The sequence below is a fragment of the Streptomyces sp. A18 genome (assembly GCF_059026065.1).
In genome coordinates, this window is sequence record NZ_JBWLKL010000001.1 from 1 (window position 1) to 25,260 (window position 25,260).

At 64.8% G+C, this 25,260-nt stretch carries 29 protein-coding genes and 1 pseudogene; 21 read left to right on the forward strand and 9 right to left on the reverse strand.

The genetic code is table 11. The annotated features are described in order from the left end of the window. Nucleotides 1–240 precede the first annotated feature (240 nt). Nucleotides 241–762: a helix-turn-helix domain-containing protein gene (locus AC5P1C_RS00005; RefSeq protein ID WP_493863511.1), complete on the reverse strand. Its 522-nt coding sequence runs from the start codon at nucleotides 760–762 to the stop codon at nucleotides 241–243. A 478-nt stretch (nucleotides 763–1,240) separates the two neighbouring features. Here AC5P1C_RS00005 and AC5P1C_RS00010 point away from each other — a divergent pair. From AC5P1C_RS00010 to AC5P1C_RS00080, 15 genes and pseudogenes are all read left to right on the forward strand, one after another. Further along, nucleotides 1,241–1,434, forward strand: a pseudogene (locus tag AC5P1C_RS00010) (hypothetical protein). 302 nt (nucleotides 1,435–1,736) lie between these two features. Further along, on the forward strand, nucleotides 1,737–2,666 hold the full coding sequence (locus AC5P1C_RS00015; protein WP_493863512.1) for a hypothetical protein: 930 nt from the start codon (nucleotides 1,737–1,739) through the stop codon (nucleotides 2,664–2,666). A gap of 79 nt (nucleotides 2,667–2,745) precedes the next feature. After that, on the forward strand, nucleotides 2,746–4,284 hold the full coding sequence (locus AC5P1C_RS00020; RefSeq protein ID WP_493863513.1) for an amino acid permease: 1,539 nt from the start codon (nucleotides 2,746–2,748) through the stop codon (nucleotides 4,282–4,284). Nucleotides 4,285–4,604: 320 nt separating this feature from the next. Continuing rightward, entirely contained in the window at nucleotides 4,605–5,642 is a 1,038-nt protein-coding gene (locus tag AC5P1C_RS00025; protein WP_493863514.1) for a phosphotransferase enzyme family protein, read from the forward strand. Between the two features lie 8 nt (nucleotides 5,643–5,650). Next, on the forward strand, nucleotides 5,651–5,794 hold the full coding sequence (locus AC5P1C_RS00030) for a hypothetical protein (RefSeq protein ID WP_493863515.1): 144 nt from the start codon (nucleotides 5,651–5,653) through the stop codon (nucleotides 5,792–5,794). 244 nt (nucleotides 5,795–6,038) lie between these two features. Continuing rightward, the gene (locus AC5P1C_RS00035; RefSeq protein ID WP_493863516.1) at nucleotides 6,039–6,698 is read left to right on the forward strand and encodes a 2'-5' RNA ligase family protein; all 660 of its coding nucleotides are present in this window, start codon (nucleotides 6,039–6,041) and stop codon (nucleotides 6,696–6,698) included. After that, complete coding sequence (locus AC5P1C_RS00040; RefSeq protein ID WP_493863517.1) at nucleotides 6,668–7,246, forward strand: hypothetical protein; 579 nt, start codon at nucleotides 6,668–6,670, stop codon at nucleotides 7,244–7,246. Before AC5P1C_RS00035 ends, AC5P1C_RS00040 begins: the two co-directional genes overlap by 31 nt. Nucleotides 7,247–7,698: 452 nt before the next feature. Further along, nucleotides 7,699–8,625, forward strand: coding sequence for a hypothetical protein (locus tag AC5P1C_RS00045; protein ID WP_493863518.1), 927 nt, complete (start codon nucleotides 7,699–7,701; stop codon nucleotides 8,623–8,625). Between the two features lie 243 nt (nucleotides 8,626–8,868). Beyond that, nucleotides 8,869–9,033 carry a hypothetical protein gene (locus tag AC5P1C_RS00050; RefSeq protein WP_493863519.1) on the forward strand — a complete coding sequence of 55 codons (165 nt, stop codon included), beginning with the start codon at nucleotides 8,869–8,871 and terminating at the stop codon, nucleotides 9,031–9,033. After that, nucleotides 9,026–9,544 carry a DUF6879 family protein gene (locus AC5P1C_RS00055; RefSeq protein ID WP_493863520.1) on the forward strand — a complete coding sequence of 173 codons (519 nt, stop codon included), beginning with the start codon at nucleotides 9,026–9,028 and terminating at the stop codon, nucleotides 9,542–9,544. The genes AC5P1C_RS00050 and AC5P1C_RS00055 overlap by 8 nt, the downstream gene beginning before the upstream one ends. Then, a complete protein-coding gene (locus AC5P1C_RS00060; protein WP_493864007.1) occupies nucleotides 9,514–9,720 on the forward strand; it encodes a DUF6879 family protein in 207 nt (68 codons plus the stop codon). Before AC5P1C_RS00055 ends, AC5P1C_RS00060 begins: the two co-directional genes overlap by 31 nt. Further along, nucleotides 9,717–10,442 (forward strand): DUF6082 family protein, encoded by a 726-nt coding sequence (locus AC5P1C_RS00065; RefSeq protein WP_493863521.1) that lies wholly within the window; start codon nucleotides 9,717–9,719, stop codon nucleotides 10,440–10,442. The genes AC5P1C_RS00060 and AC5P1C_RS00065 overlap by 4 nt, the downstream gene beginning before the upstream one ends. Nucleotides 10,443–10,845: 403 nt before the next feature. Beyond that, complete coding sequence (locus AC5P1C_RS00070; RefSeq protein ID WP_493863522.1) at nucleotides 10,846–13,008, forward strand: RNase A-like domain-containing protein; 2,163 nt, start codon at nucleotides 10,846–10,848, stop codon at nucleotides 13,006–13,008. Nucleotides 13,009–13,019: 11 nt separating this feature from the next. Continuing rightward, a complete protein-coding gene (locus AC5P1C_RS00075) occupies nucleotides 13,020–13,505 on the forward strand; it encodes a hypothetical protein (protein WP_493863523.1) in 486 nt (161 codons plus the stop codon). A 94-nt stretch (nucleotides 13,506–13,599) separates the two neighbouring features. After that, nucleotides 13,600–13,920, forward strand: a complete 321-nt coding sequence (locus AC5P1C_RS00080) for a hypothetical protein (RefSeq protein WP_493863524.1) — start codon at nucleotides 13,600–13,602, stop codon at nucleotides 13,918–13,920. A gap of 93 nt (nucleotides 13,921–14,013) precedes the next feature. Here the strand turns inward: AC5P1C_RS00080 and AC5P1C_RS00085 are convergent, their stop codons facing one another. Beyond that, a complete protein-coding gene (locus AC5P1C_RS00085; protein ID WP_493863525.1) occupies nucleotides 14,014–14,295 on the reverse strand; it encodes a hypothetical protein in 282 nt (93 codons plus the stop codon). 141 nt (nucleotides 14,296–14,436) lie between these two features. On the opposite strand from AC5P1C_RS00085, the gene AC5P1C_RS00090 reads away from it, so the two are divergent. After that, nucleotides 14,437–14,754: a hypothetical protein gene (locus AC5P1C_RS00090; RefSeq protein ID WP_493863526.1), complete on the forward strand. Its 318-nt coding sequence runs from the start codon at nucleotides 14,437–14,439 to the stop codon at nucleotides 14,752–14,754. Nucleotides 14,755–14,770: 16 nt separating this feature from the next. Here AC5P1C_RS00090 and AC5P1C_RS00095 read toward each other — a convergent pair whose 3' ends face one another. From AC5P1C_RS00095 to AC5P1C_RS00115, 5 genes are all read right to left on the reverse strand, one after another. After that, the gene (locus AC5P1C_RS00095; RefSeq protein WP_493863527.1) at nucleotides 14,771–16,297 is read right to left on the reverse strand and encodes an ISKra4 family transposase; all 1,527 of its coding nucleotides are present in this window, start codon (nucleotides 16,295–16,297) and stop codon (nucleotides 14,771–14,773) included. A 45-nt stretch (nucleotides 16,298–16,342) separates the two neighbouring features. Further along, on the reverse strand, nucleotides 16,343–16,948 hold the full coding sequence (locus AC5P1C_RS00100) for a hypothetical protein (protein WP_493863528.1): 606 nt from the start codon (nucleotides 16,946–16,948) through the stop codon (nucleotides 16,343–16,345). Nucleotides 16,949–17,028: 80 nt separating this feature from the next. Then, on the reverse strand, nucleotides 17,029–17,205 hold the full coding sequence (locus AC5P1C_RS00105) for a hypothetical protein (protein WP_493863529.1): 177 nt from the start codon (nucleotides 17,203–17,205) through the stop codon (nucleotides 17,029–17,031). 105 nt (nucleotides 17,206–17,310) lie between these two features. After that, nucleotides 17,311–18,186 carry a helix-turn-helix domain-containing protein gene (locus AC5P1C_RS00110; RefSeq protein ID WP_493863530.1) on the reverse strand — a complete coding sequence of 292 codons (876 nt, stop codon included), beginning with the start codon at nucleotides 18,184–18,186 and terminating at the stop codon, nucleotides 17,311–17,313. Nucleotides 18,187–18,261: 75 nt separating this feature from the next. Further along, on the reverse strand, nucleotides 18,262–18,513 hold the full coding sequence (locus AC5P1C_RS00115; protein WP_493863531.1) for a hypothetical protein: 252 nt from the start codon (nucleotides 18,511–18,513) through the stop codon (nucleotides 18,262–18,264). Nucleotides 18,514–18,841: 328 nt separating this feature from the next. On the opposite strand from AC5P1C_RS00115, the gene AC5P1C_RS00120 reads away from it, so the two are divergent. The 5 genes from AC5P1C_RS00120 to AC5P1C_RS00140 all read left to right on the forward strand — a co-directional run bounded on the left by AC5P1C_RS00120 (nucleotide 18,842) and on the right by AC5P1C_RS00140 (nucleotide 23,317). Beyond that, nucleotides 18,842–19,345, forward strand: coding sequence for a DUF6093 family protein (locus AC5P1C_RS00120; protein ID WP_493863532.1), 504 nt, complete (start codon nucleotides 18,842–18,844; stop codon nucleotides 19,343–19,345). Next, on the forward strand, nucleotides 19,342–19,743 hold the full coding sequence (locus tag AC5P1C_RS00125; protein ID WP_493863533.1) for an HK97 gp10 family phage protein: 402 nt from the start codon (nucleotides 19,342–19,344) through the stop codon (nucleotides 19,741–19,743). The genes AC5P1C_RS00120 and AC5P1C_RS00125 overlap by 4 nt, the downstream gene beginning before the upstream one ends. A gap of 5 nt (nucleotides 19,744–19,748) precedes the next feature. Next, complete coding sequence (locus AC5P1C_RS00130; protein ID WP_493863534.1) at nucleotides 19,749–19,979, forward strand: hypothetical protein; 231 nt, start codon at nucleotides 19,749–19,751, stop codon at nucleotides 19,977–19,979. Nucleotides 19,980–20,014: 35 nt separating this feature from the next. Next, nucleotides 20,015–20,422, forward strand: a complete 408-nt coding sequence (locus AC5P1C_RS00135) for a hypothetical protein (RefSeq protein WP_493863535.1) — start codon at nucleotides 20,015–20,017, stop codon at nucleotides 20,420–20,422. Between the two features lie 2,082 nt (nucleotides 20,423–22,504). Then, complete coding sequence (locus AC5P1C_RS00140) at nucleotides 22,505–23,317, forward strand: SAM-dependent methyltransferase (protein ID WP_493863536.1); 813 nt, start codon at nucleotides 22,505–22,507, stop codon at nucleotides 23,315–23,317. Nucleotides 23,318–23,377: 60 nt separating this feature from the next. Here the strand turns inward: AC5P1C_RS00140 and AC5P1C_RS00145 are convergent, their stop codons facing one another. Together AC5P1C_RS00145 and AC5P1C_RS00150 are read right to left on the reverse strand one after the other, a co-directional pair. Continuing rightward, nucleotides 23,378–24,310 carry a DUF5753 domain-containing protein gene (locus AC5P1C_RS00145; RefSeq protein WP_493863537.1) on the reverse strand — a complete coding sequence of 311 codons (933 nt, stop codon included), beginning with the start codon at nucleotides 24,308–24,310 and terminating at the stop codon, nucleotides 23,378–23,380. 107 nt (nucleotides 24,311–24,417) lie between these two features. Further along, nucleotides 24,418–24,660 carry a DUF397 domain-containing protein gene (locus AC5P1C_RS00150; RefSeq protein WP_493863538.1) on the reverse strand — a complete coding sequence of 81 codons (243 nt, stop codon included), beginning with the start codon at nucleotides 24,658–24,660 and terminating at the stop codon, nucleotides 24,418–24,420. Nucleotides 24,661–25,260: the final 600 nt, after the last annotated feature.

Sequence of the window (25,260 nt, forward strand, 5' to 3'; positions counted from 1 at the left end):
CGGCGACCCATTCCGCTATCTCGGAATCCGTCATGCCCCGGGTCGTAGGAGCGGTACGCGCGGCCATAGGCGGGAACCGCGGAACCGGCTGAAGGTTCTTCCGCCACGTCGAGAGCCCAGTGCGGGCACGCCGTGGGGTCTATCCTTGCGCGAGCAGGTCGTACTGCGGTGACGGCGCTGCGTGGTGCGCCGTACGTGAGCAGCTCATTGCTCAGCTCCAAAGGTGAGCAGGGGCACGTCCTACAGCGCGGGGTTGTGCGGCCGCGTCATGGTCGGCGCGACGACCTCGACCACGAAGAGCTCGCTGAGGAACTGGACCTTGGCGCCCAGTAGGTGGCTGGTGCGCCCGTCAGCCGATTGTGCCTTGAGCCCGGCGGAAACGTGGATATGCGGGAGGATGCCGCCGGTTAGCGCGGGCAGCATCGTGGGAGCGAGGTTTCGGCCGCCGGGCAAGAGCAGGTGTCCTGGTCCCTCTGTAAGCGTCACACCGGCGTCCAGGCTTACCGGTGACTGGGCCCGTCGAGGAAGCGGCAGCGGAGAGATCTCGGGAGGCACTCCAAGGCCGGATAGGAACTCGGCGATCTTGTCGATATTGGTGAGGCGTTGGCGCCCCGCTTCGAGCATGTAGAGGAACACCTGGCTGAGGCCCGTTAGTTGAGCAACGTCGTCTTGGCGCAGAGATCCATGCTGGCGGATTAGGCGGACCACCTGGCTGAAGTCCCATGCCGCCAAGGCTTGTTGAACATCGGAATTTCGCCACACGTGCTCTGGAACGGAGGGAGTGGCTGGGGGCAGGCTGTGTGAACGGAGGCACGCCGATCACAGAGTTCCGGAGTTGTACTGGCTTAGTCGGCAGCCACACCGTTCACAACGTCGCGGCGACTGCGCAAGCACTTCTGCCTCCCGGGTAAACAACGGACCTGATGGCCCAACTGCCCCTGGTGAAACCGAAATCACTCCAGTGATATCACCTGGGCAATGTGCGCGCCGCGCGTTTTCCCACCACTCTGAGGTCTCCCACAGTGCACGGCATCGACGAACCATCTGGGAGCGGATCTTTCGGATGCCTCCCGATGCTCGCGCTGCTGGTTCAGCTGTCCCTGACCTCGTCTACCGGAGTCCAAGGTGCTTTCGGCCTTACGCGTTCGAATAGAACAGCTCTTACCGCGGGTGACTCACCGGCACTCGGTGGCGCAGCACCGGCCACGCCGTGGCAGGCGACTCTGCCCGGAGACCCGTCGTGGTCGTTAGCTTCTCCGCCGTCGCACTTCTGGGCGTGATCGTCTTCCTCCTCGTGAAGAATTCGGGCCTGAAGGTCGCGCACGGCGTCGTGTGCATCTTGTTCGGCTTCTTCTGGCAGGCAGTTCTGCTGCGCCGAACATCAGGGAGGGCGTGCAGGGCGCGGCCGACCTGATCGCAAAGATCAACTTTTAGGCCAGCCGTCGGGGAACGGTGAAGTTCTGACTCCCCTCCCTTCGCCCGCACCCCGGCGGCCTTTCGACTACTGGACGTGACCCGAGGACTTCCGATGATGCCGATGCCAGATACACCTATGCGCTGGACGATGTGCCTGACTGCCGTCGCTGTAGGGCCGTTGGCGTGCCGAGCCTCCTCATCCGTGGTGGCCGATGGCAAGGACGGACTCCAGGCACGAGGGGAGGCTCCTCTCTCCGGGAGCCAGCAGGTCGCCGCTTCCGACGTATGCCCGAGACGGGGCAGTCATGGGTAGCCGCAGGGTGGCCATCGACCGGCATCCGGCCCGGGACGACGCAGCCCTCCGCAACGTGATCGAAGATGCCGCGATGGGCCGGTGGGAGGCCGCCCGCGAGCTCCTCGCCACGACGGGCTCCGACTGGGACAGGCGGATCTTCCGTCTGCAGGTTCTCGCCCGTACCGGAGTGCGTCTGACGTTCGCGGACACGTGGGCGCAGGCGGAGCCGCGCTCTCCGCACGCCCTGGCCCTGCTGGCCAACGTGCTGGCCCTGAGGTCGATGGCTGGCGGCCGGGGCCGTGGGTTCAACGAGGCGATGCAGCAGGCGTGGGATACCTGTGATGCCTCAGCTGACGCCTTACCGCACGACCCCTCCCCGTACGTTGTCATGCTCGCGTTGACGCGCTTCCATTCGCCGCCCCGGGACCGCAGATGGCGCGCGACGCTGGAGCAGGTGTGGAAGCAGGCAGTGGAGTGCGATCCGTGGAATCGAGACGCGCACCACGAGCTCCTCACCTACCTCTTCTCCTCCTGGCACGGCACCGGCGGCGAGGTCTTCCATTGGGCCCAGGAACGGTGTGCCCACATTCCGCGCGGACTGCCGCTGCACGTGCTGCCGTTGGTTGCCCTTGCTGAATCGCACCGTCTGCGCATGGAGGTGGACGGTGATCGTTACGGATTGTCGGTACATCCGTGGACGGACAATCCGTCGACTTGGCAGGCGTGGGAGGACTGGTGGTCTTGCCGGGCGCCCGCACGGCGACACGCTGCCTTCCACGAGGACGCGAACTACCTTGCGCACGCTCTGTCGTTCGCGGGCCGACATCTGGAAGCCGCGGACATCTTCGATGCCATCGGCCCATACGCCACCGATGTGCCGTGGAGCTACTGCGGCGACGCCCAGAAGCTGTTCCTCCGGCACCGCGGCTGGGCGATGAAGGTCTCCGAGCCCTGACCCTCAGACCGAAGGCCCGTGCCCAACCCATCGCAGTGCCCCACGAGTTGACCGCCATCACCACTTAGGAGGCATCCCTATGCCCTTAGAGATTCCAAGTACCGCGCAGTCGGAAGAGGAGCGCCTCGCCGAGCTAGGCATCACCCAGACCCTCGACCGCAGCATGAGCGGCAGACAGAACTTCGCCGTCAGCTTCACGATCATCAGCATTCTGAGTGGCTGCTTGACCATGTACGCGTTCGGCATGAACACCGGCGGTCCCGCACTGATCATGTGGGGCTGGGTGTTCGTCGGCCTGATGACATTGTTCGTAGGCCTGGCCATGGCTGAGGTCTGCTCCTCCTATCCGACGTCGGCCGGCCTCTACTTCTGGGCCCACAAACTGGCGCCCCGAAGGTCCGCCGCAGCCTGGGCCTGGTTCACCGGCTGGTTCAACACACTTGGGCAGGTGGCCGTCACCGCGGGCATCGACTTCGGGGCCGCCAACTTCCTCAACGCCTACCTCAACCTCGAATTCGGCTACGCGGCCACCCCGGGCCACACAATCACCCTGTTCGGGATCATCCTGCTCCTGCACGGGCTGGTGAACACGTTCAGGGTGCGCATCGTCGGGTTCTTCAACACGGTGTCGGTGTGGTGGCATCTGATCGGCGTCGTGGTGATCGTCGGCGCTCTGTTGACGGTCCCGGACGAACACCAGTCCCCCTCGTTCGTCTTCGGAGAGTTCGTCAACAACACCGGCTGGGGTTCCGCCGTCTACGTCGCGCTCATCGGCCTGCTCATGGCGCAGTACACCTTCACCGGCTACGACGCCTCCGCCCACATGACCGAGGAGACGAAGAACGCCTCTGTCGAAGGCCCCAAAGGCATCGTCCGTTCCATCCTTGTCTCTTGGGCCGCAGGCTTCGTCCTCCTCTTGGGGCTGACCACCGCGATCCAGTCCTACAGCGGTGCCCTCGACTCCGCTACCGGGGCGCCTCCCGCGCAGATCTTCCTCGACGCCCTGGGCGAAAGCACCGGTAAGATGATGCTCCTCATCGTCATCGGCGCCCAGCTCTTCTGCGGCATGGCCAGCGTGACCGCCAACTCCCGCATGATCTATGCCTTCTCCCGTGATGGTGCCCTGCCCTTCTCCCGGGTGTGGCACAAGCTGCACCCCGGAACTCGCACGCCGACCAACGCGGTCTGGCTCGCCGCTTTTGGCGCCTTCGTCCTCGGCCTGCCCTACCTGTTCAATAGCACCGCGTACGCCGCTGTCACGTCCATCGCGACGATCGGCCTTTACATCGCCTACGTCATCCCGACGCTCCTGCGTCTGCGTCAGGGCAATGACTTCCGCCGTGGCCCGTGGCACCTGGGGCATTGGTCCAAGCCCGTTGGCATCATCGCCGTGCTGTGGGTTGTGGTGATCGCAGTGCTGTTCATGCTGCCCCAGACGGCCCCGGTGACCATGGAGACGTTCAACTACGCACCGGTCGCCGTCGGTGTGGTGTTGGTCTTCTCTGGCTCCTGGTGGCTCGTCTCGGCCAGGAAATGGTTCCTGAACTCGGCGCACCCGAAGAACAGCACTCCGGTGCTCCCCGCTTCGACGGGAGTGCCTCGGCAGCCGACTCGTTGATCCCGCTTCTCGGCAGGCAGCCGGGTCTGCAGCGCAGCGCCGCCGTCCCGGCCGACAATCCCGATCTGCCTTGTTCACGGAAGCGGCTGTGAACACCTGCTGGTGGCGTCCATCTGTGAGTGGAACCTGACAACCTCCCCACCCAGATGACTATGGGCGTCGAGTTGATTCCCGGAGTTCAAGCGTGAAGAAAGAGGGCACGTCACCGTGAAGATCCTCCCCACCGCCTATCCAGCCTGCTGCCCGCGATGACCGACACCTGCACCGTCACCGCCGGGCCTCCTCAGCAGAACCGGCTTCGAACGGTCGGGGGGTGAACCGTGGAGGAGGCCGCTCGCGGTGACGAGGTTCTCCCCAAGGTACTGTCCGACCGTTACGGCGTCGATCTAGCCGCCGCCGAACCGGTTCCGATCGGCACCGAGACCATCAACCGACGCGTCACGTTGGCGGATTCGCGGCGGATCTACGTCAGGCAGTACCGGATCACCGCTGATCTGGAGCGCGCCCAGGCCGCGTGGGCCATGTCGGAGTTCTGCCGTACTGCCCGTGTGCCCACCCCGCGGGTGTGGCGCAGTCGGGAAGGAGAGATCCTCACCTGTGTTGACGGCACGGGCTGGGTGGTGACTGACGAGGCGCCCGGCAGGGCGGCCACCGAGCCGCTGACTGTGCCGCGCTCCCAGCACATTGGTCTGCTCCTCGGCCGCATGCATCTGGCCCTGGCCTCATATCCAGCGCCGGCACGCATGCGTCAGACTCAGTGGCGTGCAGCGCCGCTCGACCGAGTGCTCGCCGAAATGGACGCGGTTCTGGAGCGTGCCGTCGCGCAAGGCGATCCGCGACTCGGCCAGCTCCGTGGTGAACTCGAGCAGCGCCGAGTCGACCTACACAAGCACTCGCAGCGCCTCCGCGCCGGGCTGCCGGAGCACCTTGTCGCCCAAGCCGGGCACGCCGACTTCACTCGCACCAACCTCCTGGCCCAGGAGGATCTGATCACCGCGGTTCTGGGCTTCCAGGCTGAGACCTGTCTGCCCGCTTGGGAGTTGGGACGCGTCGCGTTCGACTCGCGCACCGTCGCGAACAGCGCGTCGTGGCCCCGGAGCGCCCTGCGCGTGATCGAGTCCTACCGTGTGGAGAACCCGCACCTGCCCCTTAGTGACATCCGTGCCAGCGCGCGGATCGCCCTGCTGGACATGCTGTTCAGCCTGTATGGCGCCACCACCGACGAGTACGGGCTTCCCGCTGCTGCGGAGGCCGACCTGCGCAGGTACTGGGCCGAGCGTCAGGTCGCCATCTGTCGCCTTCTCGGTGAACTCGACGGTCTCGAAGCCGTTCTCGCTGGCCTCGGTCAGGGGAGGTGAGGGGGAGCGTGGCCAGTTCACCAGTGCGTCCTGTAGGGCATCCGGACGATGCGGCCTTCCAGGAGAGCCACTTCATCGTCTTCTTCGAGGGCATCACACGCCTGGCCGCCCACGACCGCACCGATCGCTCCGTGATCCACGACTGGATGTGACGATCACGCACAGACCGCTGCCACCCGCGCACAATCGGCAGCTCCCAAGAAGCGCGCACCAATACCTCGCCGACGGGGCCGGCGCAGACGACCCCGGCCAACGTAAGGAGCCATCAATGAGAAAGTGGACCCCCTCTTTCGGTCTCGGCCATGGCAGCACGCCATGCAGGCCAGGCACGTGTACGCCCTTCCGGGGTCGACCGATCACGAGCTGTTGGCGCTGGCAGCGGCCTGCCGTTCCGCGATGTTCTCGTACCCGATCGACCCTCAGCCCAATGACCTGCTGCACATCACGATCGCGATGGACACCTCGATGCCGTCGGATCAGATGAGACAGCAGGACACCGAAGACTTCGTGTCGGCACTCGAGCAGCGCCTGGTCGACATTCCGGCGTTCACAGTCACGTGCGGCCCGCCCATCGCCAACGGTGCAGGGGTGCTGCTGGGCGCGTTCCCTAGCGAGGAGTTCGGCGAGCTCCAGGGCCGCGTGCACAAGACCCTGCTGGACGCCCGCGGCCCCTCATCTGTGCAGTACGAGCCGGGGCGGCCTCATGCGTCGCTCGGCTACTCGTTCGACTCCGCCGACAGCGATCCACTTCAAAGCGCACTCCGGAAGATCACGCCGCGCCACGCTGCATGGACCGTCTCGCGTGTACATGTCCTCGACGTCGTGTACCACCGCGTAGAGGCCGGTAACAGCCAGATGGCCTGGCGTATGTCTTGGGAGTCGGTCGCCGAGGTCCCCCTGCTCCCCATACAGCGTAGGGACGTTGCGCCTGCTTCCGCAGAGTCCACATGCCACGGGCCCAACGGCCCCACCGGCATCACCCCCTGTATTGGCACTGTGCAGCCCAGCAACGAAGGAGACGGAATATGGAACGCGTCGAAATCATCCCGGGCTTGATCGTAGATGAGGAGATGCACGAGCACGCTGTGCGTAGCCTGGAACGCCACGCTCCGGACGAACGCCTCATCTGGGAAACCTTCACCGACGAACACAGCTGGCTCCTGATACCGGATCCGGATGGCGCCGGGTACAAGGGAGAGCTCGTAGTTCACCGCGGAGAAGACCGCACCATCAAGATCAATCTGTGGATGGCGCCGGATCTGAGGGCTGGCGCGGGCCCCGCCCCGCACAACCATCCGTGGGCGTTCCGCGCACACGTGCTCATGGGCGGCTACACCGAGCAGCGGTACCAGGTTCTTGACGGAAGGGTCCATGCGGAGACGCGGTCACACATGGCTGGTGGGGAGAACGACGTGCCGCTGGACGTCTTCCACGAGGTCACTCACATTCATGCGCCTGCCCGAACTCTGACGCTGATGGTCTGCGGTGAGGGCAGGAAGGGGAACTGGGGCTACCTGGACGTAGCCACGGGCACCTTCGAGGAGAACTCAGCTGATCCGACGTTCAAGGCCCGGCTGCTGGCCCTCAATCCCCGGCTTCGCTGACAGGTCCGCTGCGGGCAGTACGAGCGCCATTGGGCTTCAGAGTCGCAGGTCGGTGACATCTCCGCGGAGGTGGGAGGACATGTCGGCACGACGGCCCAGGTGATCACGCCGAGAGTGGCCAAGTCGCACAGTGCGGGCACCCTTGTGGACAGGAGGTCAGCCACCCTGTGGATCTCTATCGCCTTGAGCAGAGCCGTCTCACCGGGCGCTCGTACTCGGGCCTCAAGGCCGTCGAGTTCTTCCTCTGACAGCTCCAAGCAGACGGCACTGCGCTGCGTGGCGGGCAAGTTCAACGCCGGACGGAAGCCCAGCCAGCGGGCTGCCTGGGCAAGCCTGCTGCGACGGAACGGGCAGAGAGGGTTATGGGCAATGCCCGTGTCTTGATGGACTGGCGCTTCGCAGTGTGCCGAAGCTGGTCCCTGCGCGGAAGTACCGTGGCATCCTCACAGTTCATGACCATCACGGAGCCCATAAGTCGGTGGCGGCGCAACCGGGTGCGGCGTGTGGCCGACAAGCAGATAGCCGAGTTGCGAACTTCTCTGGACCGCCACGATTTTGGCTGGTACCCGCTGCCCCTCGCTGTTCGTGCCACCCTTCGCCAGCGTGTAGGTACTGCACTCTGGGCATCCCTTCATGTAGTCGCTGTGGTCTTCCTGGCAGATACGGTCCTGGTGTATCTGGCGGGGGCGGTTCTCAGCGGCAATCCCAGCCCTGGGCCCTTTGCCGTCGCCGCTTTCATGGCCTGGACCCTCTTCCTGTACTTCGTCGCAGCTGCCAATCGCGAGGCGTATGTCAGGACACGGAGATGCATCGTAGTGATGCACTGCGCAGAGGCAATCAAGGCATGCGCCGAGGCGCACCGGGCCGGAGGTTCACGACGCACGGAGGAGTTGCGGACGGTGTCGGCTTCGCTGCGGATCGTGGAGGTGTGCGTCCAGCGTGCCTACCTCTTGCGCGGGACTGTTCCCCGCAAGTCCCCGCGACGCGTCGAACTGCGTCGGCATGCTGGCCAGGTTGTGGCGAAACTTCGCACCGCGGAGTGTCAACTCGACACGGGCGCGCCGGGCGATGCGCTCGAGGCGCTGGCGGGCCACATGGCCACCATTGCCGAGCAGTATGCGGCGGGGCATGTTGGCGCGCTGCTTCCAGCCGCTTCGTTGACCGGGCTCTCTCCGGTGCGGGATCGTGAGCTGCTCCGTGTCGGGGGAACCGTGGTGGTCATCGCTGGCGTAGCCGTCGCGGTATCACTCCTGCATCTGCCCGAGTTGGCAGCGGTGACGATGGTTTCTGCTGCCGGGATACTTACTCTCCTTGCTGTGTTCAAGCAGCGATGGCACCAATATCTGCCTGTGGCCGAATTCTTCAGGCCCGGCCCGTGACCAGCAGCGTGCTCGATTGGAGCTGTGGTCTCGCGTGGCGGCTGGGCTGGCGGCCCATTGCGAGTGGGCGGGGTGATTGTTAGCCTCGCTCCGATCTTCACTTGCTGTAGGCACACCGCTACAAGTTCGGGGTGGGTTATGGGGCGGCCGTGGGAAGCGGATCCGGATGCTGGTTTTGCTCGCCGACTGGGGCGTTCGCCCGCCGAGTTGGGGTTGACGAGTTCCACAGAGACATGTCCTGACATGTGGGAATTGTCGAATGGTGATGTGGCGGTGATCGGCCGCGAGGCTCCACCGGAGCTTGTTGCGCGTCTTCCTGAGGATGCGTCGATCGGTCCGGATGAGCAGCTGGTGATTCTTCCGCGGAGTCTGGTAGTTGCAGCCAAGCCGGATATTCCCGATGTGTGATGCGGGTGACGTGGGCCAGCCCCGCGATGCCGGGGCTGACTCAGATGGGGTCCGTCGCGTTGTGGACCTGTCTGACGCTGAGCGCGGCCCGCTTCTCCCCGTCTCGGACTATCTGGCGGCTTTCCGGGAGGACTACGCGCGCGAGAGTGTGTCGGTGGTCGACAAGGTGGAGTGCGGTCAGCATTTCCGGGAGCCAGGGTTCGCTTCTTGGGACGCTTTCGATCGTGGCGCGTGGCGCGAGTCGCTGGCTCTCCTGATGGACGAACGACCGAAGATGGCAGAGCAGTTCACGGCTGCTGAGCAGCGTGGGCTCCACTTGCGTCGTGTCCGGTATGTCGAGCTTCCTGTATCGGACTATGTGGTGTGGGAGATGGCCGTGCTGCGGCAGCGTGCTGATCTTGGGGAGCAGATTCGTGTCGTGGTCGGCCAAGGCCGACCTGGCTTTCAAGCACCCCCCCCCGCTGGTTTTCCGAACTTGTCATTCTCGGGAATCACTCCCTCTTTGAGTTGAAGTACAAGCCAGATGGTGCTCTGGCTGGCGCGTATCGGCACACTGATCCACTCCTGATCGAGGCGTGCACGACCGACTTTGAGGCCATCTATGCCTCTGGGGAGGATTTTGCGGCGTTCCATGCCCGGGTAACGGAGCCGGTGCTGCGGGCCCGCTGTGCGGGGGCTGCACAGTGACCGACGCCCCCCGCCCGCCCGTGGTGAACCAGCGCCCGGCCGTGAAGCGGCCCTGGTACCGGTCCCGGGCTGCCCTGCTGGCCCTCTCGGTGCTTGCGATCGTCGGCGCTCTGAGCCTTGTGGTCTTGTCGCCGTTCGCTCTGCGGGCGTTCGACCCCGGCAAGGACAAGGAGTGGCAGGACATCAGCGACATCGCCCAGACGTACGGGGCGGTGTCCGCACTGCTGTCCGCGCTGGCGGTTGTGGGTGTGGCGGTGTCCTTGGTGCTTCAGGCCCGTGAAGCGAAAGCGACGCGGCTGCAGGGCTCGAGGACCATGCACATCGACTTGACCAAGATGGCCATGGACAGTCCCGAGTATTTGGACTGCTGGGGTGGCCCCGACGCTTCGCGTACGGTGCTGCTGCGCCGCCAGCACATGTACGTGAATCTCGCGGTCTCGCACTGGTCCATGGAGTACGAGGTCGGAGACCTATCCGACGAGTGGGTGGCCGCTGCCGCCGATGAGATCTTCGCTGGCGAGATCGGCCGCTCCTTTTGGGCCCGCGCCCGTGCGAGCCGTATGGCAACGGCCAAGACCCGCCGCTCGCGGCGCCTTCACCAGATCATGGACGCACGCTACGAGGCTGCTCTCGGCACTCCGCCTCGTACGGATCCTGCATTGCCGGATTCTGGGGTTCCTGGGGTGGTGCCGCCGCGTGCAGGCGATCGGGCTGAATCCTGAGGTTCGCCAGCCGTAGGGGCGCGTCTTGTTGGGGCTCCGCCCTTCTGGCGGGGCGGAGCCCCAGTCGAGCGATGCAGCCAGCAGTTCGGGCTGATGAGTGATGGGTTCTCCGTGACCGCCAGCCACCTACGGCATGCACGACTTGCCTCTCCCCTTTCACCCGCGTCATTCATCTCTCATTGCGAGTCATCTCGTCCAACCTCACCAGATGCGCCACATGGGGAAAATTGCCCTACATGCCCTGTAACTGCGCAGCTGATGCTGCGAGTTCAGCCTAAGAGGCAATTTGCCCTGCATCATCCAGTGTGTCTTCAGCGGGACCAAGACCGACCATTCGCGGCCGCAAGGCGTGCTGTTAGCCTCCTGGGGCTTGTGCTGGTTGTTGGCTATCGGGGGTTTGTGCGTGACGCTCATTATGGCGGCCGCGGCGATATACGGTGTTCTGCAATTGGCTTTGCTGGCCTCGCCGGTGCGGTCCTTGAAACTCTCCACCGTGCTGGTGACGGTCGCAGTTGGCGTATACGGCAGCGGTGTGATGGCGGTGCTCATCGAGTACTTCTACGCGCGCGCCGCCGTCTCGCACCCGGGCCAGTCGCTGACCGAGGCGATGGGGAGCGGCACTTACACTCTCGTCCCGGTCGTCGAGGAATTCGCGCAGATTGCGCCGCTGGTGCTGGCCGGAGTGCACCTGAAGATCCGCTCTCAGTTGGGCTTTGCCGACTTTGTCGTCCTGGGTGCGGCGACCGGTGCCGGGCTCGGCCTGCTGGAGGTCCTGCTCTCACACATGCTGGACGCCCAGCGGGCCTTCCCTCTGCCGGGCGGCGGGGGCTGGATGCTGTCGGGCGGGATCGGCAGCATCGGCAAGGGCTCCCCCTACATTCCCGACTGGTCGACCGTGCTGAGCACTTGGTTGCCGAACTCGTTGGGCAGCCTGGACTTCAGCTTCACGGAGACGAGCTTGGGCATCAATCTGCACCTGGTCTGGGGCGCCGTCGACGGACTGGGAGTGGCGCTGTTGCTGCGGGCCCGTGGCTGGCTGCGGCTGCTGGGCCTGCTGCCGCTGGTGTACGCGATCGGGCACCACGCGCTGTTCAATTACACCGGCGGAGGGTCGGATGGAGCCGGGTGGGCCAAGACTCTGTTCAAGTTCCCCGACGCCGTCCTGGAGTGGGCGCCCTTGGCCTGTCTGGGGCTTGCCGCAGCCCTGGACTACGCAGCGATTCATCGAGGTCGGCGGGCCATGCCCGCCATCCTGTTGGACGCCGAGCGCGAGGGCCGCACGGGCCTGGCCGCGTTGGGTGGGTTCGCTGCCTGGCGTGTGCCGTGGAGTCTGCTGATCGCGCTGCGTTTCGCCCGCATGCGCAGGTCCCTCTGCTACGCCGCCGGACGCGTTCCCCCTGACCGCTTGGAGAGCCTGCATACCGCGGTGGCGAATACCGCGGCACGGATGAACGCCTCCAACCACCAAGGCGCCTGGGAGACGGCCCGGGTGCGCAGCCTGCTTAAGTCGGCTCGCCGTCAGCGGCCTTGGCGCCGGCGCTGGCCGCTGGTGGTCATCCCGCTGATCCTGATGATGCCGTCGCTGCTCTTCCTCGGGGTGGGCTCGTTCACGTCCACGAAGGGTTTCCAGGAATGGTTCGCCACCGGTAACGGCCCTCGGATCCTGCTGTGGTTCGGCATTGCGGCCCTGGCCTGGACGGTGCTGCAGCTGGTGCTCCTGCTGCGCGCCTGGCGGAAGGCGGGGCAGCAACCACTCGCCGAGATCCTCGCTTTGATACGCCTGCGCGTATGGGCGGCGGCCGGATCCATTCCGGCCGGGGGTCTTCTGCTGTTCGTCCATTACCGCCAAGACGTACCTCTCGACGGTAACCCTGGTGAACCGCCTGCGATGCTTCTGGGCTTTCTGGAAGATCTTGAGCTGTACGCGGGCATCGCCCTGACGATCCTCTCCCTCGCCGCCCTGATCATGCTCTTCCCGCCCGGCGGCCTCGCGATCGCCGGCGGAGGTGTAGTCGCCGGTGGCGCGGGGGTGTTTGCCGGTGACGCCGCGCTGTTGGGCACGGCGGGTGTTGCGCTCATGGCCCACAGCGGTAGCGGCAGTAATGACAGTGGAATGCCGTCGAGTTCGGGGGGCGGGAAGACCGGCCCTCCGCAGTGGCTTCGCGACCGGTGGAAGAAGGGGGATCAGTTCAACCGGGACAACTGGCATCGCTACCCGGCCAACGAGATCACGCTTGAAAACGGCAAGCGTCTCGACTCATACCGCCCCGGCAAAGAGATCGTGTCCCGCAAACTCACGCAAATATCAAAGATCCAGAAGGGAACTTTCAAGAACTACATGCGTGAGATAACCCAGAAGTACAGCAGGGGAACAAAGATCCCCGATACCGCCAAGGCGCGTCGGGAATTCCCGAATCTGATTGGAAAGCCATTGAGGGGTGAGTATTACCTGGAAGTCCCGGTGCAGTCTAAACCTGTGCCAGACTGGGCCCTCAAGGAAGCGATGAAGAGCCGAGTGATCATCCGGGATGTGACCGGCCACATCTACCGACTCCCGAAGGGTTAGGGCAAGAGGGCATGATCTGGACCTACTGTGAGGATTGGAACACGCTCACCGAAGAGCCGATGGGTCCGCTGAAGCCTGAGGAGGCTCAGGCCCGCCACGCTTCTGGGGGGCTGTACACCGCAGTCGCCCGCCCCGCGGAGACTTCCGCTCCAGAACTACGTGTTCACATCCGTCTGGAAACCGGTTATGCCGCTGTCGTCTTCATGGACGGTTACGGACGCACGTCTTTGGAGTACACCTTCACCGTCCTCAATGGAGCACTGTTCCTTGAAACGGTGACCTCCTATGATTACGGCGATTCCACTGAACGTGGCGGATATGCAGATTCCGAGCGCATGGAGTCATACGACTTCAGCCCGGACGGAATTGTCGTACAGGAGATCGAAATCGGAGACGAAGTCTCCAGCGAGAGTCGCCTGGGCATCGACATGACCAGCAACTGGGAGCCGATCCCCCCGTTCGGCGCCTACGACTCACTGATCCGACGCGAACGGTGAACAGCGGCGCCCACTGAATCGAAACCCGCAGACTTTGCTTCGGCAGCATCTTCATGGCGCGGGTCCTGCTTTTCGCGCACCTACGGTCAGGGGCATGAGTACGTGCCTGGAGCCCCGCCGCGTTCGGATCGCGGCCCGCCCGGATGAGCCTGCGGTCATCGAGATCGACGGGCACAATGTCGCCTCCGCGGTGGAGGCGTATCGGATCACGCAGACCGTCGACGAAGGCCCTGAGATCACCCTGTACGTCCAGCACGGCTGGCGTGGCATCGAGTTCGACGGCTTGGCCGAGGTGGTCGTGGAGCCTGCGGATGTGCGTCATGTGGTGGTCGGTTTCCTTGATGCGGTGGACTGGCAAAGGCTCGATGAGGCTCTTCTCGACCGGGATGACCTGACGGGCGACCGGGTGAGCTGACCCGCGGCATGTTGGCGCAGCTGAGGGAGTGGGCTGTGGGTGCTTGACCGGTCGGCCTCGGCTGAGATCAGCACATAGGGCGCACCAGGCCGATCAGATTCCTGCCGCAGCTACTTTCCGTGTTCCCCAGAGGACCTGAATGGTGTCGGTGCCCGGCGTGATGGTGACTGAGTCGGTGGGTTGCAGCTTGATCCGGCGCACGCTGTCGGCCTCGGTGCCGCAGGATTGCATGCCCGTCCGGGGTGCGTCACTGGTGCTGTTGAGGCGGATCATGATGTACCCCGGCCCGGAGCAGGTGATGGCGAGGTGTGTTATGGCGGCGCCGGGGCGGGCGGCTATCTGGATCTCTTGTCTGTTGGCGGGGGCGAGGGTCATTGGGTGCGGCTCGTTCTGAGTGAGGTGGTCCTCAGGTCGGCATGCAGGCGTCCATGGCCGAGGAAGCAGGTCGAGCGGTCATTCGACGGCTCTGCGGGTGCTCTTTTCCGCAGAGCCTGGCTTTAGGGCATGATCGCGAATATGAGCGAAACGGGACTGAACCTGCTCTCACGGCTCTGGGAAGAGCACATGCGAGCGCCCTTCCCACCGCACATGCGCCGTCGAGAGATCGAAGGTGAAGACATGGTGTTGCTGGACGCGGAGATCGCTGGCTGTGTCTCCTCGTCTCTGTCGGGGCCCCTCGATGAGAGGCGCCACAAGATCCTGCTCGGGTGCCTCGCGGCCCTTGAGAAGGTCCTGCCGTTGATCGAAGACGAGGGCGGCGCGATCGAATACTACGAGCGCTTGCGGGAGATGGCCGCGTTGGCGGCCGGAACCGGGAACGCCATCGCCCGGTAGCACGAAGTGGTGGTTCTCACGCGGTGAGAGCGTATCGGTACTGGTCAGCTGGATAGAGACGCTGATGTTCGGCGGTGAGATGGTGCTCCCAGTACGCCGGGAAGTCGTTGTTACTGATGACGGCGCGGAGGGTGAGGAGAGCCTCGGCGCCCGGGACGCTCCATCTGCTGCCGGTGATGTCGAGCCGGTCGGCGATGAGGTGACGGGCCGCACCTTCGATGACGCCGCTGGCGATCGGCCAGCCGGCGGCGAGTGCCCGGTCGTAGTGGATGAAGTCGGCGTTGTTGTTGAGGTATTGGCAGGCTTTGTCGGCGGCGGTCCGTTGATCATCTGTCAGCTTGCGGCGGTCGGCTTCGGCGCGGATCTCGTCGGTGGCCTGCTGGGCGCATCCGTGAAGAACACGGGCGATCTTGACCGCAATCCAGTCCTCGGCGTCCGCGTCGGCGGGAGCATGGAAGCAGCGGGACGCGGCCCAGAGTTTCTCGATCACGTGGACGAGGTCGAGGACGATGTGGACGGTGACGTCACGGCGTGCGGCTTCGGCCTGGATCAGGTCGAGTTGGTGGCGGGCGCCGTCGACGAGGACCACCCAGCACCTGCGGTGTTGCGGGTCACGGGCCTGGGCTTGGTCGAAGGCGGCGGCGATGACGTACGCGGGATCGTGTTCGACCGAAGCTGTTAACCATTTGGCCTGCGCTTTCGGCCCGGGGCGCGGGATGCGGACGGTGCTGCGGCCGCCCGGTGGGGCGATGATGTCGTGCGGGCGGCGCACGGCCGGGTCGGCGTCGTAGACGGCGGCCAGGGTCGCCATCCGTTTGCGTCCCGTCTTCTCCCCGGTGGCCAGGCGGGTGCGGAAGGTCCGCTTCGCGCGCTCGGCCGCCTTACGGGTGGCTTCGCGCAGATGGCCTGGGCGCATGACGATGCCCTTGCCGTCCACGGACAGCACCAGCAGTGTCGCCACGCTCGCCGGCGTGGGGGTGCGGGCGGCATAGAACGCGGCCACGTCCACCGCCGCGGCCTGCACGAGGTGTTCGACCTGGCGTTTGCCCACGACCTTCCCGCAGCAGCGGGTGATCGCCTCCATCGCGGTGTCGTATGAGCCGCGCACCGCCTCGAGCACGGCCAGTTTGCGCACCCCCAGGCTGTGTCGCTCGTGCGGTAGGCCGAGCACCTTGTCGGCCGGGTAGCAGTTGGCCTGGCCCGGTGACCTGAGCGCGCACCGGGTGACCTTCACCGTCCCGATGACGGTGGCCAGTTCACGGTGATGCCCGCGCTCCAGGCGGGTGCGTCCGTCGGCGAGGGCCGCACGGGAGCAGGTATCCAGCGCGGTCAGCTCCGCCTCCTCGCGGCGGGCGCGCAGATCAAGGTGGGCTTGCAGCAGCAGCCGGGCCAGCTCCCGGCCCCGCGCCGCGGCCATTTCCTCCACGTCCTGATGGGGCCGGGCCAGCACGGCGGGGCCGTTGAGATCGGAGATCAGCTGAGTGAAGAAAGAAACCGCGCTGGCAAGCGGGTCAGCCATCGCGGCATGCTCGTAGTCTTCCATCGGGCTCTCGTTCCGGGGCATCGAATGGTTTCGTCACCCTCGACGCTAGGCGCGAGAGCCCTCCCGCTCACCGGCGCGAGGCGACACCACGGAGTCATTGCCCCGCCCCGGCGCACGCCCCTGCGGCGCCGTATCCCGCGAAGTGAACAGGCCCGGGGACACCTCGGCGATCCAGCCCCTCCCGCTCAGCCGCTTCAGCTTCGAACGAAAGCCCTCCACCCTGCTCTTGTCCGTCGACAGCCCCAGCACGGAGCACAGCTGATGCGCCCGCATCGGACGCACCGCATCCGCGAGCACCTCCACGATGTCCGCGTATCCACGCGGCAGAGCTTCCACTCCCAGCTCAGCAGACCACGACGGCACCAGACGCACCCCGACTGGCGAGCCGACCTCGAACCGGTCCGCCTCCACCTCCGGCTCCTCAAGCGCCCCGGCCTCGCTCTCCGGTTCCGTCTCCTCATCCGGGCCGGTCACCGGCCCGCCCCCGGACAGGATCTCGGTCATCGTTTCCCGGGTGACCTCCAACCGGGAAACCACGGCTTCCTGCTCGGTCAGCTGCCCCGCCAACTCCTCGATCTCACCACGCAGTTCCAAGATCCGCTCGCGCGCGCGGGCCTCCCGCCGCTCCAACTCCTCCAGCCACGACACCATCGACGCCCCCAAGAACCCGAACCCTGGACACGACGATCCGGCAAACCACCGCGATCAGCAATAACCAAGCCCAAAAGCCCTCACCGGAGAAGAGCTACACCCAGGGTCATTCGATCCGGGCGCCAGTCGGGTTCCAGGTGGCGGTTGAACCGTTCGGTGAGTTCGGCTCTGGGGTCATCGGTACCGCTGTCGGGCTTGATTGCCGACATGTGTGCCGAGAAGAGGTACGCGATCAGTGCCCCGATGAGGATCGCCATGGAGAAAAACGCGGGCAGGGCTGATGGGCGTGGGGTGGGCTTCACCGGTTGTTGTCCCTGGTGTCGGTGGGCCGACTTCAGGGACGGTGGCGCATTACCCTGGGGTCAGCTGTGTGAGGCGAGGTCGGTGAGTGCGCCGGCGATGATGAGGGTGGCCTGCTGGTCGTACGCCGCTTTGTCGGCGAGTTCGTCGAAGGCTTGCCGGTACAGCTTGGTCTCGCTGGGTTGGGTGATCTGGAGGAAGGCGGAGACGAGTTCGACACGGACTTGCTTGTCGTCGAACATCCAGAAGTCCTCGACTGGCCAGATGTCTGTGCGGTCAGCGGCTTCAGGGATGATGCCGAGGCGCACGCTCGGGAAGCCGGAGGCTTGGAGCAGGTGGGCCAGTTGCTCGGTCATCGTCTGTGGATCGCCGATGCGGTGGCGTAGGGCTGCCTCCTCCACCACGATGTGGAACGCCTTCTCCGGGTTGAGCAGCATCTTTCGTCTGTGCGTCCGGCTTTGCAGGGCAGATTCGATGTCGTCTGCGCCCGTGCGGCTGCTGCCTCGGATCTGCCGCCGTTTGTGTAGGGAGCTGAGGACGGCGTGCGTGTAGTCCTCGGTTTGAAGCGGCGCGGGGATCAGGCACTGGGCGTACCCCTTGAACATGCGTGTTCCGTCCCATTCCGGGAAGGCCGAAGCCTGCACTCTGGCGAGCCCGTCCTGCTCCATCTGGCGCCATTCGACATGCATGACGTGAATGCCGTGGGCGGTGTTGAGGAGGTCGTCGGTCTGTTCCTCGGCACCACAGAGCCTGACCCACGTCGTGATGTCGACGTCGGAAGGCTGTACGTGCCCGTTCTCGATTCGGCTGCACTTGGACTCGTGCCAGCCGGCCTCTTTGGCGAGGGCACGAGCGGTCAGGCCGCCCGTCTCTCGAATCGTGCGAAGCCGCCTGCCGAGGGTGATCCTTGCGCTGTCGATGCTCGAGTTTTTGACCATGCCTTCAGTGTGCAGGGTGCGGCCCCTAGATGGCCACGTGCAGCTACCTAGGTTCCGCATCCTGCCGCATACTCGTCAGGCCTGGCTGCTGCCCGTGGACCCGCACGAGCAGTTCGCCTCACCTGCAGGCTTGGGGAACAGCGGAAGCAGCCGTTTGGGAAACTCGATCACCGTCTCGTGGTCGGGCACGGTGATCGAGTCCAGACGTGCGACGTCTTTCACCTTCCACGACTGGAACAAGTAGGTGTCGGACTCGTCGTCGTAGTACAGGGTGGGGCTTTGGTTGTCCGGGCTTTCCGGGTCCTTGCAGAGCAGATGCAGTGCCACGTGCGCCTCCTGTGAGGTTGGGTGACCGGTGCGTCTGAGCTTGGAGGACGCCTGCTGGGCTCACCAGGCTGTTGCCTGTACTTGCGAGACAAGTTTCCCGTGGACGCGGGTACTTGCATCAACTTGCGCATGTATCGCGCCAACCTTCAAGAATCAGCCACAACAAATGCAACAGGCTGTGGTTCAGGTACACACGCAACGTGGCTGATACGAGGGTCGGCAGACCCGCCTTGTCGGAATCGGGTCCACCCGGCGACAAGGGACGTCGTGCCACGCGCACTTAGGGTCGTGAGCATGAGGAGCACCCATCTGGTCGATCGCCGCCCCCATGCAATTACACCGCTTCAGGAAAGTCCCGCCCCTGTTCAGCGACTTCGCGAGCTGCTCTCGGAGCCGCAGGAAGGCACGGCGCGTGCTTGACCATGCTGGGCTGGCCCGATTCGCGAGACGTCATCTGATGCCGGACAAGGTGGAGGTCACCCGCAGCAGCGGCGAGGACGTGCTCGATCCGGAGACAGGCGATCTCCTCCCGGCGCCACCGACGGTGGTGTACGCGGACATGGCCGGGTTGTACGCGCATCAGGAACGCATCCGCAGCAAGGGGTCGGCACAGGATGCATGGATCGAGGAGGTCCGTGCCGGCTACCGACTGCTGTTGCCTCTTGAGGCCCCGGAGCTGTCGGAGAACGACACCGTCCTGGTCGTCCTGGCACGGGACGACCAGGCAGTCGGCCGCAGGTACAGGGTGTCGGCCTTGGGTGAGGTGTCGTCGTTCCCGGTGCTGCGCACGGTGTGGCTGGAGGAGCACAACCGGAATCTGGTGGCCTCGTGAGTGGCGGCAGTTTTCAGCACCCCGGCGACTTGGCTGCAGCGTTGAGCCGGGGCGGGAAGGCTGCGGTGGCTGCGGCCGACATTGCGATGCGGCACAGTGCGAAGGCGCTGGTGGCCGAGGTGCAGCGGAACGCGTCGGGTCGTCCCGGCCCGAGGGTGATCACGGGCCAGTACCGGGCGTCGTGGCAGTCCGATGTGCACCGGGCAGGGCCGGTGATCGTCGCTGAGGTCGGCACGAGTGCCCCGCAGGGACGCCGTCTGGAGTTCGGGTTCGTCGGTGTCGACAGTCTGGGCCGTCACTACAACCAGCGCCCGTACCCGCACTTGGGCCCCGCGGTCGGCACCTTCGGTCCACTGCTGGTGCGCGATCTCAGTCAGGCAGTCTCGGGGACGCTGTGAGCAACATGAACTCTGCGCTCGAGGATGCGCTGGCCGGTGTGCTCGCCGAGCACGAACGGGGTCTCCTCGCACGGGCAGTTGTCGTAGCCGAAGTGCTCGACGAGGACGGCGAGCGGAGCCTGTCGATCCTAATCACCCCCGGGGTGATGGAGTGGGACGCGCTCGGCCTGTGCCGGTACGGGGTGCTCAGCATCGAAGGCCCCGCCGCCGCGCATTTCGCCGGAGGCGAGCTGTGATCGACCAAGCGCCTGTATCGAAGGCTCTACAGAACATGATCGAGCAGGCTACGGCCCGTCCGTGCGGCCTCGGGAAGCTGCCGTTGGTGAATGGGATACCTGCCGTGGTCCCGTACACCGTGCTGTATCCGCTCGGCGGGTCAGTGAGCGGTGCACCGCTGGCTGATCGGTCGGAGGACGCGCAGTTCGTCTACCAGCTGACATCTGTCGCCGGACGCACTGATCAGGCAGAGTGGATGGCAGATCGTGGTCGTCGGGCAGTCCTGGAAAGAACCGCGTCAGGTGGTTGGCAACATCCTCTGGATGTGCCGGAGGTCGAGGTGTGGGCACGTGAGCTGGATGCCGACGATGGAACGGACCAGGCAGGCCTGGCCGAGGGGATAGTGACCAGTTCCCAGCGTTTTCGTCTCAGTGCCACCGGCGGCCGGGGCATGGTTCGCTGACGGTTTCGCCGTCATGAGTGGGCGTCTAGCCCGGGCTCCAGGACGGGAAGTTGGCGGGATCGCGTTGGCCTCGCGCCCGCCGTCGCCTATGCAAGCCAGGCGAGCGCCGGCAAGAGGCTTGCGGCCCCAGCCCATTCGGCATCCGTGATGTCCGAGGGCTATCACCGCTCACAGTCCGGCTGATCGGCCGCGCGGCCGAATTTGTGCGTGAGGCGATCTCAGACGCAGACCAGCGGAAGGGGACAAGACGCAGCGGTTTTGCGCTGAGCTCAGCCCAGCACTCCACGCGTTCGCAGCAAGGGCCGAACATTTGCGCACGCTAACTTCCCGGCGATTTTGGCTTGCACGTGCATGTGGGACAAAAAGGAGCGTGCGAGTCCAAATAGATCGATCTTCATCCATTAGGGTGACATGCCGAGCGGCGCAGACCCCTTAGAAGGGTCGACTATCCAGTTACCTCCACACCCTTGACGCTTCGCCGTCCGCAGACTGTGGACATAAGCAGTCAGTTAGCGCCAAGTTTCGAGCAGTTCCGACCCGTGAGGGTCGAAATATCTCCCTACTGTCGCGCGCGCCGTTTTGACTTATGCAGTCAGATCAGCTTTTCAGCACCATTCCCATGCTTGGCGGATTTGCAAGAAGATATGGGAATCGCTACTGCTCACGAATCGGGAGTACATTCGCCTGCATCACCGCTTCGAAGCGGTGCATTTCTGACAGCAAGACGGCCCCAGAGCGATGCGACGCTCCGGGGCCGTCGATCAAGCAAGGAGTTGCAAATGCCTGATCCGTTACGCCGGGAGGTCCTTACTCGGATCTCGGCGTCCCGCAGGGGCAGTATCCCGCAGCGTGCGCGGCGTCAAACCGCGTGGTTCGTGTGGTCCATCTCTCTGGGTGTGGGGCTTACTGGCCTGTGCATCGTCGGTGTCGCCTGGATTGCCGGACCGGCTGCCTTGGAGGTGATGGCACAGATCGCCGCGCTCGCTGGCGGGCTCATCACGCTCATCACCGTGGCTGGGGCAGTCATCGTCCCTAGCTGCCGGTGCCGGCGCCGCCGGTGATCGTCACCTGTGACTGGTCACCAAAAGACATCTGGCGCTGACCAGCCACAGCCCGCAGGGAGCCCGCGATGCCGGGCTCCCTGCTCCGGACGGCGCTCGGCGGGGCTGATGCAGGCAAGCACAGCGCCGCTCCCTGACTGGGCTGCCGCTGAGGCTCTCGCTCACGCCCTGGGGACGATGCCCTCGGGCTGGCCGCCCCCTGTTGCGCAGCGTGCACTACGCACATCTCACACCGCACTAGGCGCTTTCGATTCTCGGTCGTCTTCCCCATGGCGCACTGGGTCAGTTGTCCCTCGCTCGATTCACATTCGCCCCTAGTCCGTAGGAAGCGCCAGGGAGGCCAGACCATGCCCACTCTTCAGCCCGCTGCTGCGCTCCGCTCACAGCCAGCAGCTGCGCAACGTCTTGATTTCAAGGCCTTCCGCGAACTGGCTCTCGCTACTTACTTGCGGTATGCGCACATCCGCATGGGCCAGCGGCCCGCGGCAGCACGCGTTGTTCACGCCGCCTTCGCCGACATCTTGATGTCTTGGGAGGAGACTCTCGCCAGCCCTAGCGCGCCAGCCACGGCATGGGGGCGCTTGCAGGAGGCCATCGCGCGCCATGCCTCAGGCGACGAGCCCGCAGTACCGCCTAAGGTCCACCAGCCACCCGTGTTGGATGACTTGATCGTCCTCCACTGCCAAATGGGGATCCGCATCGGCTCAATAGCGCATCTGCTTGGCCGGGATTCTCGAGCCGTGGCGGCGCGTCTGACGTCCCTGCGGCGCTCGATCCAGCCGCCGCTTCCCTGCAAGTCGGAACCTGCTTGCCCCCAGTAACTAGGGCAACGAGGAACGCTCTGCGCCCCTTATGCCCTCCAGCGCGCGACGTGGTGAAGCGGTTTCCGAAACTCACCTCCTCTCGGACCTACTTCACCTATCTCACCCGATGAGGTGATCGACGAGGTCTGGTGGCTGTCCAACTGCCTCTATAGGATGGGAGGTTCCCAAACACCAGCCTGGGAATACGAGGGGGACGGATGGATCAAGGGGAGCAACCCATTTCGCACACGATCGACGTTCACACGCCCAGTGTTGCTCGCATGTACGATTGGCTCCTCGGCGGCATCGACAACTACACAGTTGACCAGGACGCCTGCCATCGGCTGCTGGAGATCGCGCCAAGCACGAAGGCTCTAGCCCAGAACAATCGCGCGTTTCTGCGCCGCGTCGTGCGCACCTTGGCCAAGGACTATGGCATCCGGCAGTTCCTCGACCACGGATCCGGACTCCCGACCCGCGACAACGTCCATGAAGTAGCTCAGCGCGTCGCGCCGGAATCCCGTGTCGTGTACGTGGACAACGATCCGATTGTCCTGGCCCATGGGCGGTCTCGGCTAGTAGAGAACGACCGCACAGCCATCGTGCAGGCAGACATGCGCCACACGAAAACGATCTTCGCTCGCGACGACGTCCGCCGGCTGATCAGACGAGGAGAGCCCACCGCCGCTCTCTTCGTCTCTGTGACTCACTGCCTCAAAGATGACGACGTGAAGCCCATGATCGAAGAGGTCAAGAGCCATCTGGAGCCGGGCAGTTTTCTGGTCATTTGCCAGCTTGTCAGCGAACGCGCTGACGTTCGCGACGGTGTCACCGCGTTGATGAAACAGGCGACCGGCGACAAGTGGGGGCGCGTACGCGAAGAGCAACACGTGCGTGACTACTTGAGCGGCTTGGACTTGTTGGAGCCCGGCCTCTGCGACGTCACCAAGTGGCGCCCCGACAGCGAAGTCGTTCCTCGCCAGCGCGAGGACGACTGGGTGGAGTGGGGTGGTGTCGGCCGCATGCTGTGACGTCGCGACCCATCTGAGCGGCCCTGCCTGCCAGTTGACGGAGACGGCTCAGATGGTCGGCTAGCCGGAAAGCTTGGCCTCGTAGATGGAAATCATCTCGTCGAGAAAGGCGAGACTGTCCTCGAACGGCAGGGCGTGCCCCATCAGGTTCGTTACAACCGTCCGGTACTGCGCCACCTTCGTCCGATCGGTCACATACTCGGCGCTCTCCATCTGTTCTACGTACACGATCTCGGAAGGCCCGCCGTCCGGGATGTGCAGGTGTGTGACCGGAAAGCTGGGAGCGAGGCTCGTGCTGGCGTCATCGAAGGGGACGATGCGGATGCCGACATGAGCCGTAACCTCGTCAGCAGCCCTTCTCAGATGTTGGAGCTGCGCCAACATCACCTGAACACCGCCCACTTGGCGGCGCAGAACGCCCTCATCAAGGATGGCGACAAGTTCGGGCCGGTCAGGGGCCTTAAAGAGATCCGCCCGTTCGGTACGCGCGCGCACGTGCCGCTTGATTGTCACCTTGTCCGCGTCGGGCATGGCCGCAGTGACCAACACTCGGGCGTACTCCTCGGTCTGCAGCAGTCCCGGTACTACATGATTCTCGTAGGTCAGGATCCGATCTGCGGAGGCCTCCAGAGAGACCAAGCGTCGCAGGAAGCCGGGCGTTACATCGCTGTAGCGATGCCCTTTGGTTTCGTTCCGTACCTGGCGCAGGAGGTCGTACACCTCATCGTATTCGCCTTCGGCGACGTGGTAGGCGACGACGAGGTCCCAGACGTCCTGTTCCTTGGGCGGACTCTCACCACGTTCCAGGCGACTGATCTTGGAGGAAGAGCTGCGGATCAGCGCCCCGGCTTCCTGCAGAGACAGGCCTTGCTGTTTGCGTGCATGCCGAAGAAGCTCTCCCAACAGTCTCGACGAACTGCCGCGGCTCGCCGCAGGCACCTGTTGTGGAAGGAACCCGAACGGTGTCTGTCGCTGCTGACGATCAGCAGACATGCGCACTCCTAGCTGGCTGGCGGTGACTGCCAGTATTTCAGCCTGTGGGACGCATGTCCGCCAGATCAACCATTGGCCATAGTCGGACCGTTAGTCAGGGCACTCGATCAGTCGCCGATGGCACGCAGACCATCGAATTCGCCACTGCCGGCACCAGTCACGAACGCCGACATCTCGTCATCGGTGAACACCAGCGCAGGCCCCTCAGGGAAGCGTGAGTTCCGCAATGCCACTCCCCCACCCGGCAAGGCCGCCACTTCAACACAGTTGCCTGTGCCGTTACTTGCACTGCTCTTGACCCACTGCTCTACAGGGATCCCATCCGCCTGAGTCCCGTTCTCGAACCTCATCCGGACACCTCGCTTCGCTCGCCGTATAGCCACCCCGCACCACCAGCACGGACCGCCAACCGCACGGAGATTCCCACAACTTCGTTTGTGGGAATCCCATTTGCAAGTGGCTGGGGCGGGAAGATGGGATTCATCGTAGAGGCGCATCCCCTCCGCGTATGTCCCCCGTAAGGGTGCTCAGATCTCACTAACTGAAAGGCTCAGGCCCCAGCTGGCCGCCCGGACCGAGCCATGGGCGGACCCGGCCACCAAGCTCACGTGGACCAATGCCGTCACGCTATCCAGCGCCTCTGACATCGCCGACCGTCCATCGACGCCGAACCGCGACAACGTTCGTCAGCAGCAGGAGGGGCGGCGCCTCGCACCCGTCCTTTAGAAGCTCTACAGGGTGCCGTGAGCTCCGTCTCCGGAGTCTCACGGCACAGACACTCATCGTCGCTCGATCTGCCACATGAGCTATCGACAGGCTGGCTGGCCTGCCCGTCTGCCGCGCTTGGCGCAGTATGGTGATCTACGTGCCGCTGTTCGCCGTCGCCACCTGATGGCCCACGCAACACCCTCACCGCGGAGGCCCCGCGCGGACGCCCACCCGATCCCAGG

Coding starts and splice junctions, on each gene's coding strand:
- AC5P1C_RS00045 (WP_493863518.1), top strand. CDS start 7,699: ATGACCATCACGGAGCCCATAAGTCGGTGGCGGCGCAACCGGGTGCGG.
- AC5P1C_RS00085 (WP_493863525.1), bottom strand. CDS start 14,295: ATGACCCTCGCCCCCGCCAACAGACAAGAGATCCAGATAGCCGCCCGC.
- AC5P1C_RS00095 (WP_493863527.1), bottom strand. CDS start 16,297: ATGGAAGACTACGAGCATGCCGCGATGGCTGACCCGCTTGCCAGCGCG.
- AC5P1C_RS00075 (WP_493863523.1), top strand. CDS start 13,020: ATGATCTGGACCTACTGTGAGGATTGGAACACGCTCACCGAAGAGCCG.
- AC5P1C_RS00080 (WP_493863524.1), top strand. CDS start 13,600: ATGAGTACGTGCCTGGAGCCCCGCCGCGTTCGGATCGCGGCCCGCCCG.
- AC5P1C_RS00050 (WP_493863519.1), top strand. CDS start 8,869: ATGTGGGAATTGTCGAATGGTGATGTGGCGGTGATCGGCCGCGAGGCT.
- AC5P1C_RS00130 (WP_493863534.1), top strand. CDS start 19,749: ATGAACTCTGCGCTCGAGGATGCGCTGGCCGGTGTGCTCGCCGAGCAC.
- AC5P1C_RS00110 (WP_493863530.1), bottom strand. CDS start 18,186: ATGGTCAAAAACTCGAGCATCGACAGCGCAAGGATCACCCTCGGCAGG.
- AC5P1C_RS00150 (WP_493863538.1), bottom strand. CDS start 24,660: ATGAGGTTCGAGAACGGGACTCAGGCGGATGGGATCCCTGTAGAGCAG.
- AC5P1C_RS00090 (WP_493863526.1), top strand. CDS start 14,437: ATGAGCGAAACGGGACTGAACCTGCTCTCACGGCTCTGGGAAGAGCAC.
- AC5P1C_RS00040 (WP_493863517.1), top strand. CDS start 6,668: ATGGAACGCGTCGAAATCATCCCGGGCTTGATCGTAGATGAGGAGATG.
- AC5P1C_RS00105 (WP_493863529.1), bottom strand. CDS start 17,205: ATGGCGATCCTCATCGGGGCACTGATCGCGTACCTCTTCTCGGCACAC.
- AC5P1C_RS00055 (WP_493863520.1), top strand. CDS start 9,026: ATGTGTGATGCGGGTGACGTGGGCCAGCCCCGCGATGCCGGGGCTGAC.
- AC5P1C_RS00035 (WP_493863516.1), top strand. CDS start 6,039: ATGTTCTCGTACCCGATCGACCCTCAGCCCAATGACCTGCTGCACATC.
- AC5P1C_RS00140 (WP_493863536.1), top strand. CDS start 22,505: ATGGATCAAGGGGAGCAACCCATTTCGCACACGATCGACGTTCACACG.
- AC5P1C_RS00020 (WP_493863513.1), top strand. CDS start 2,746: ATGCCCTTAGAGATTCCAAGTACCGCGCAGTCGGAAGAGGAGCGCCTC.
- AC5P1C_RS00135 (WP_493863535.1), top strand. CDS start 20,015: ATGATCGAGCAGGCTACGGCCCGTCCGTGCGGCCTCGGGAAGCTGCCG.
- AC5P1C_RS00100 (WP_493863528.1), bottom strand. CDS start 16,948: ATGGTGTCGTGGCTGGAGGAGTTGGAGCGGCGGGAGGCCCGCGCGCGC.
- AC5P1C_RS00145 (WP_493863537.1), bottom strand. CDS start 24,310: ATGTCTGCTGATCGTCAGCAGCGACAGACACCGTTCGGGTTCCTTCCA.
- AC5P1C_RS00120 (WP_493863532.1), top strand. CDS start 18,842: ATGCAATTACACCGCTTCAGGAAAGTCCCGCCCCTGTTCAGCGACTTC.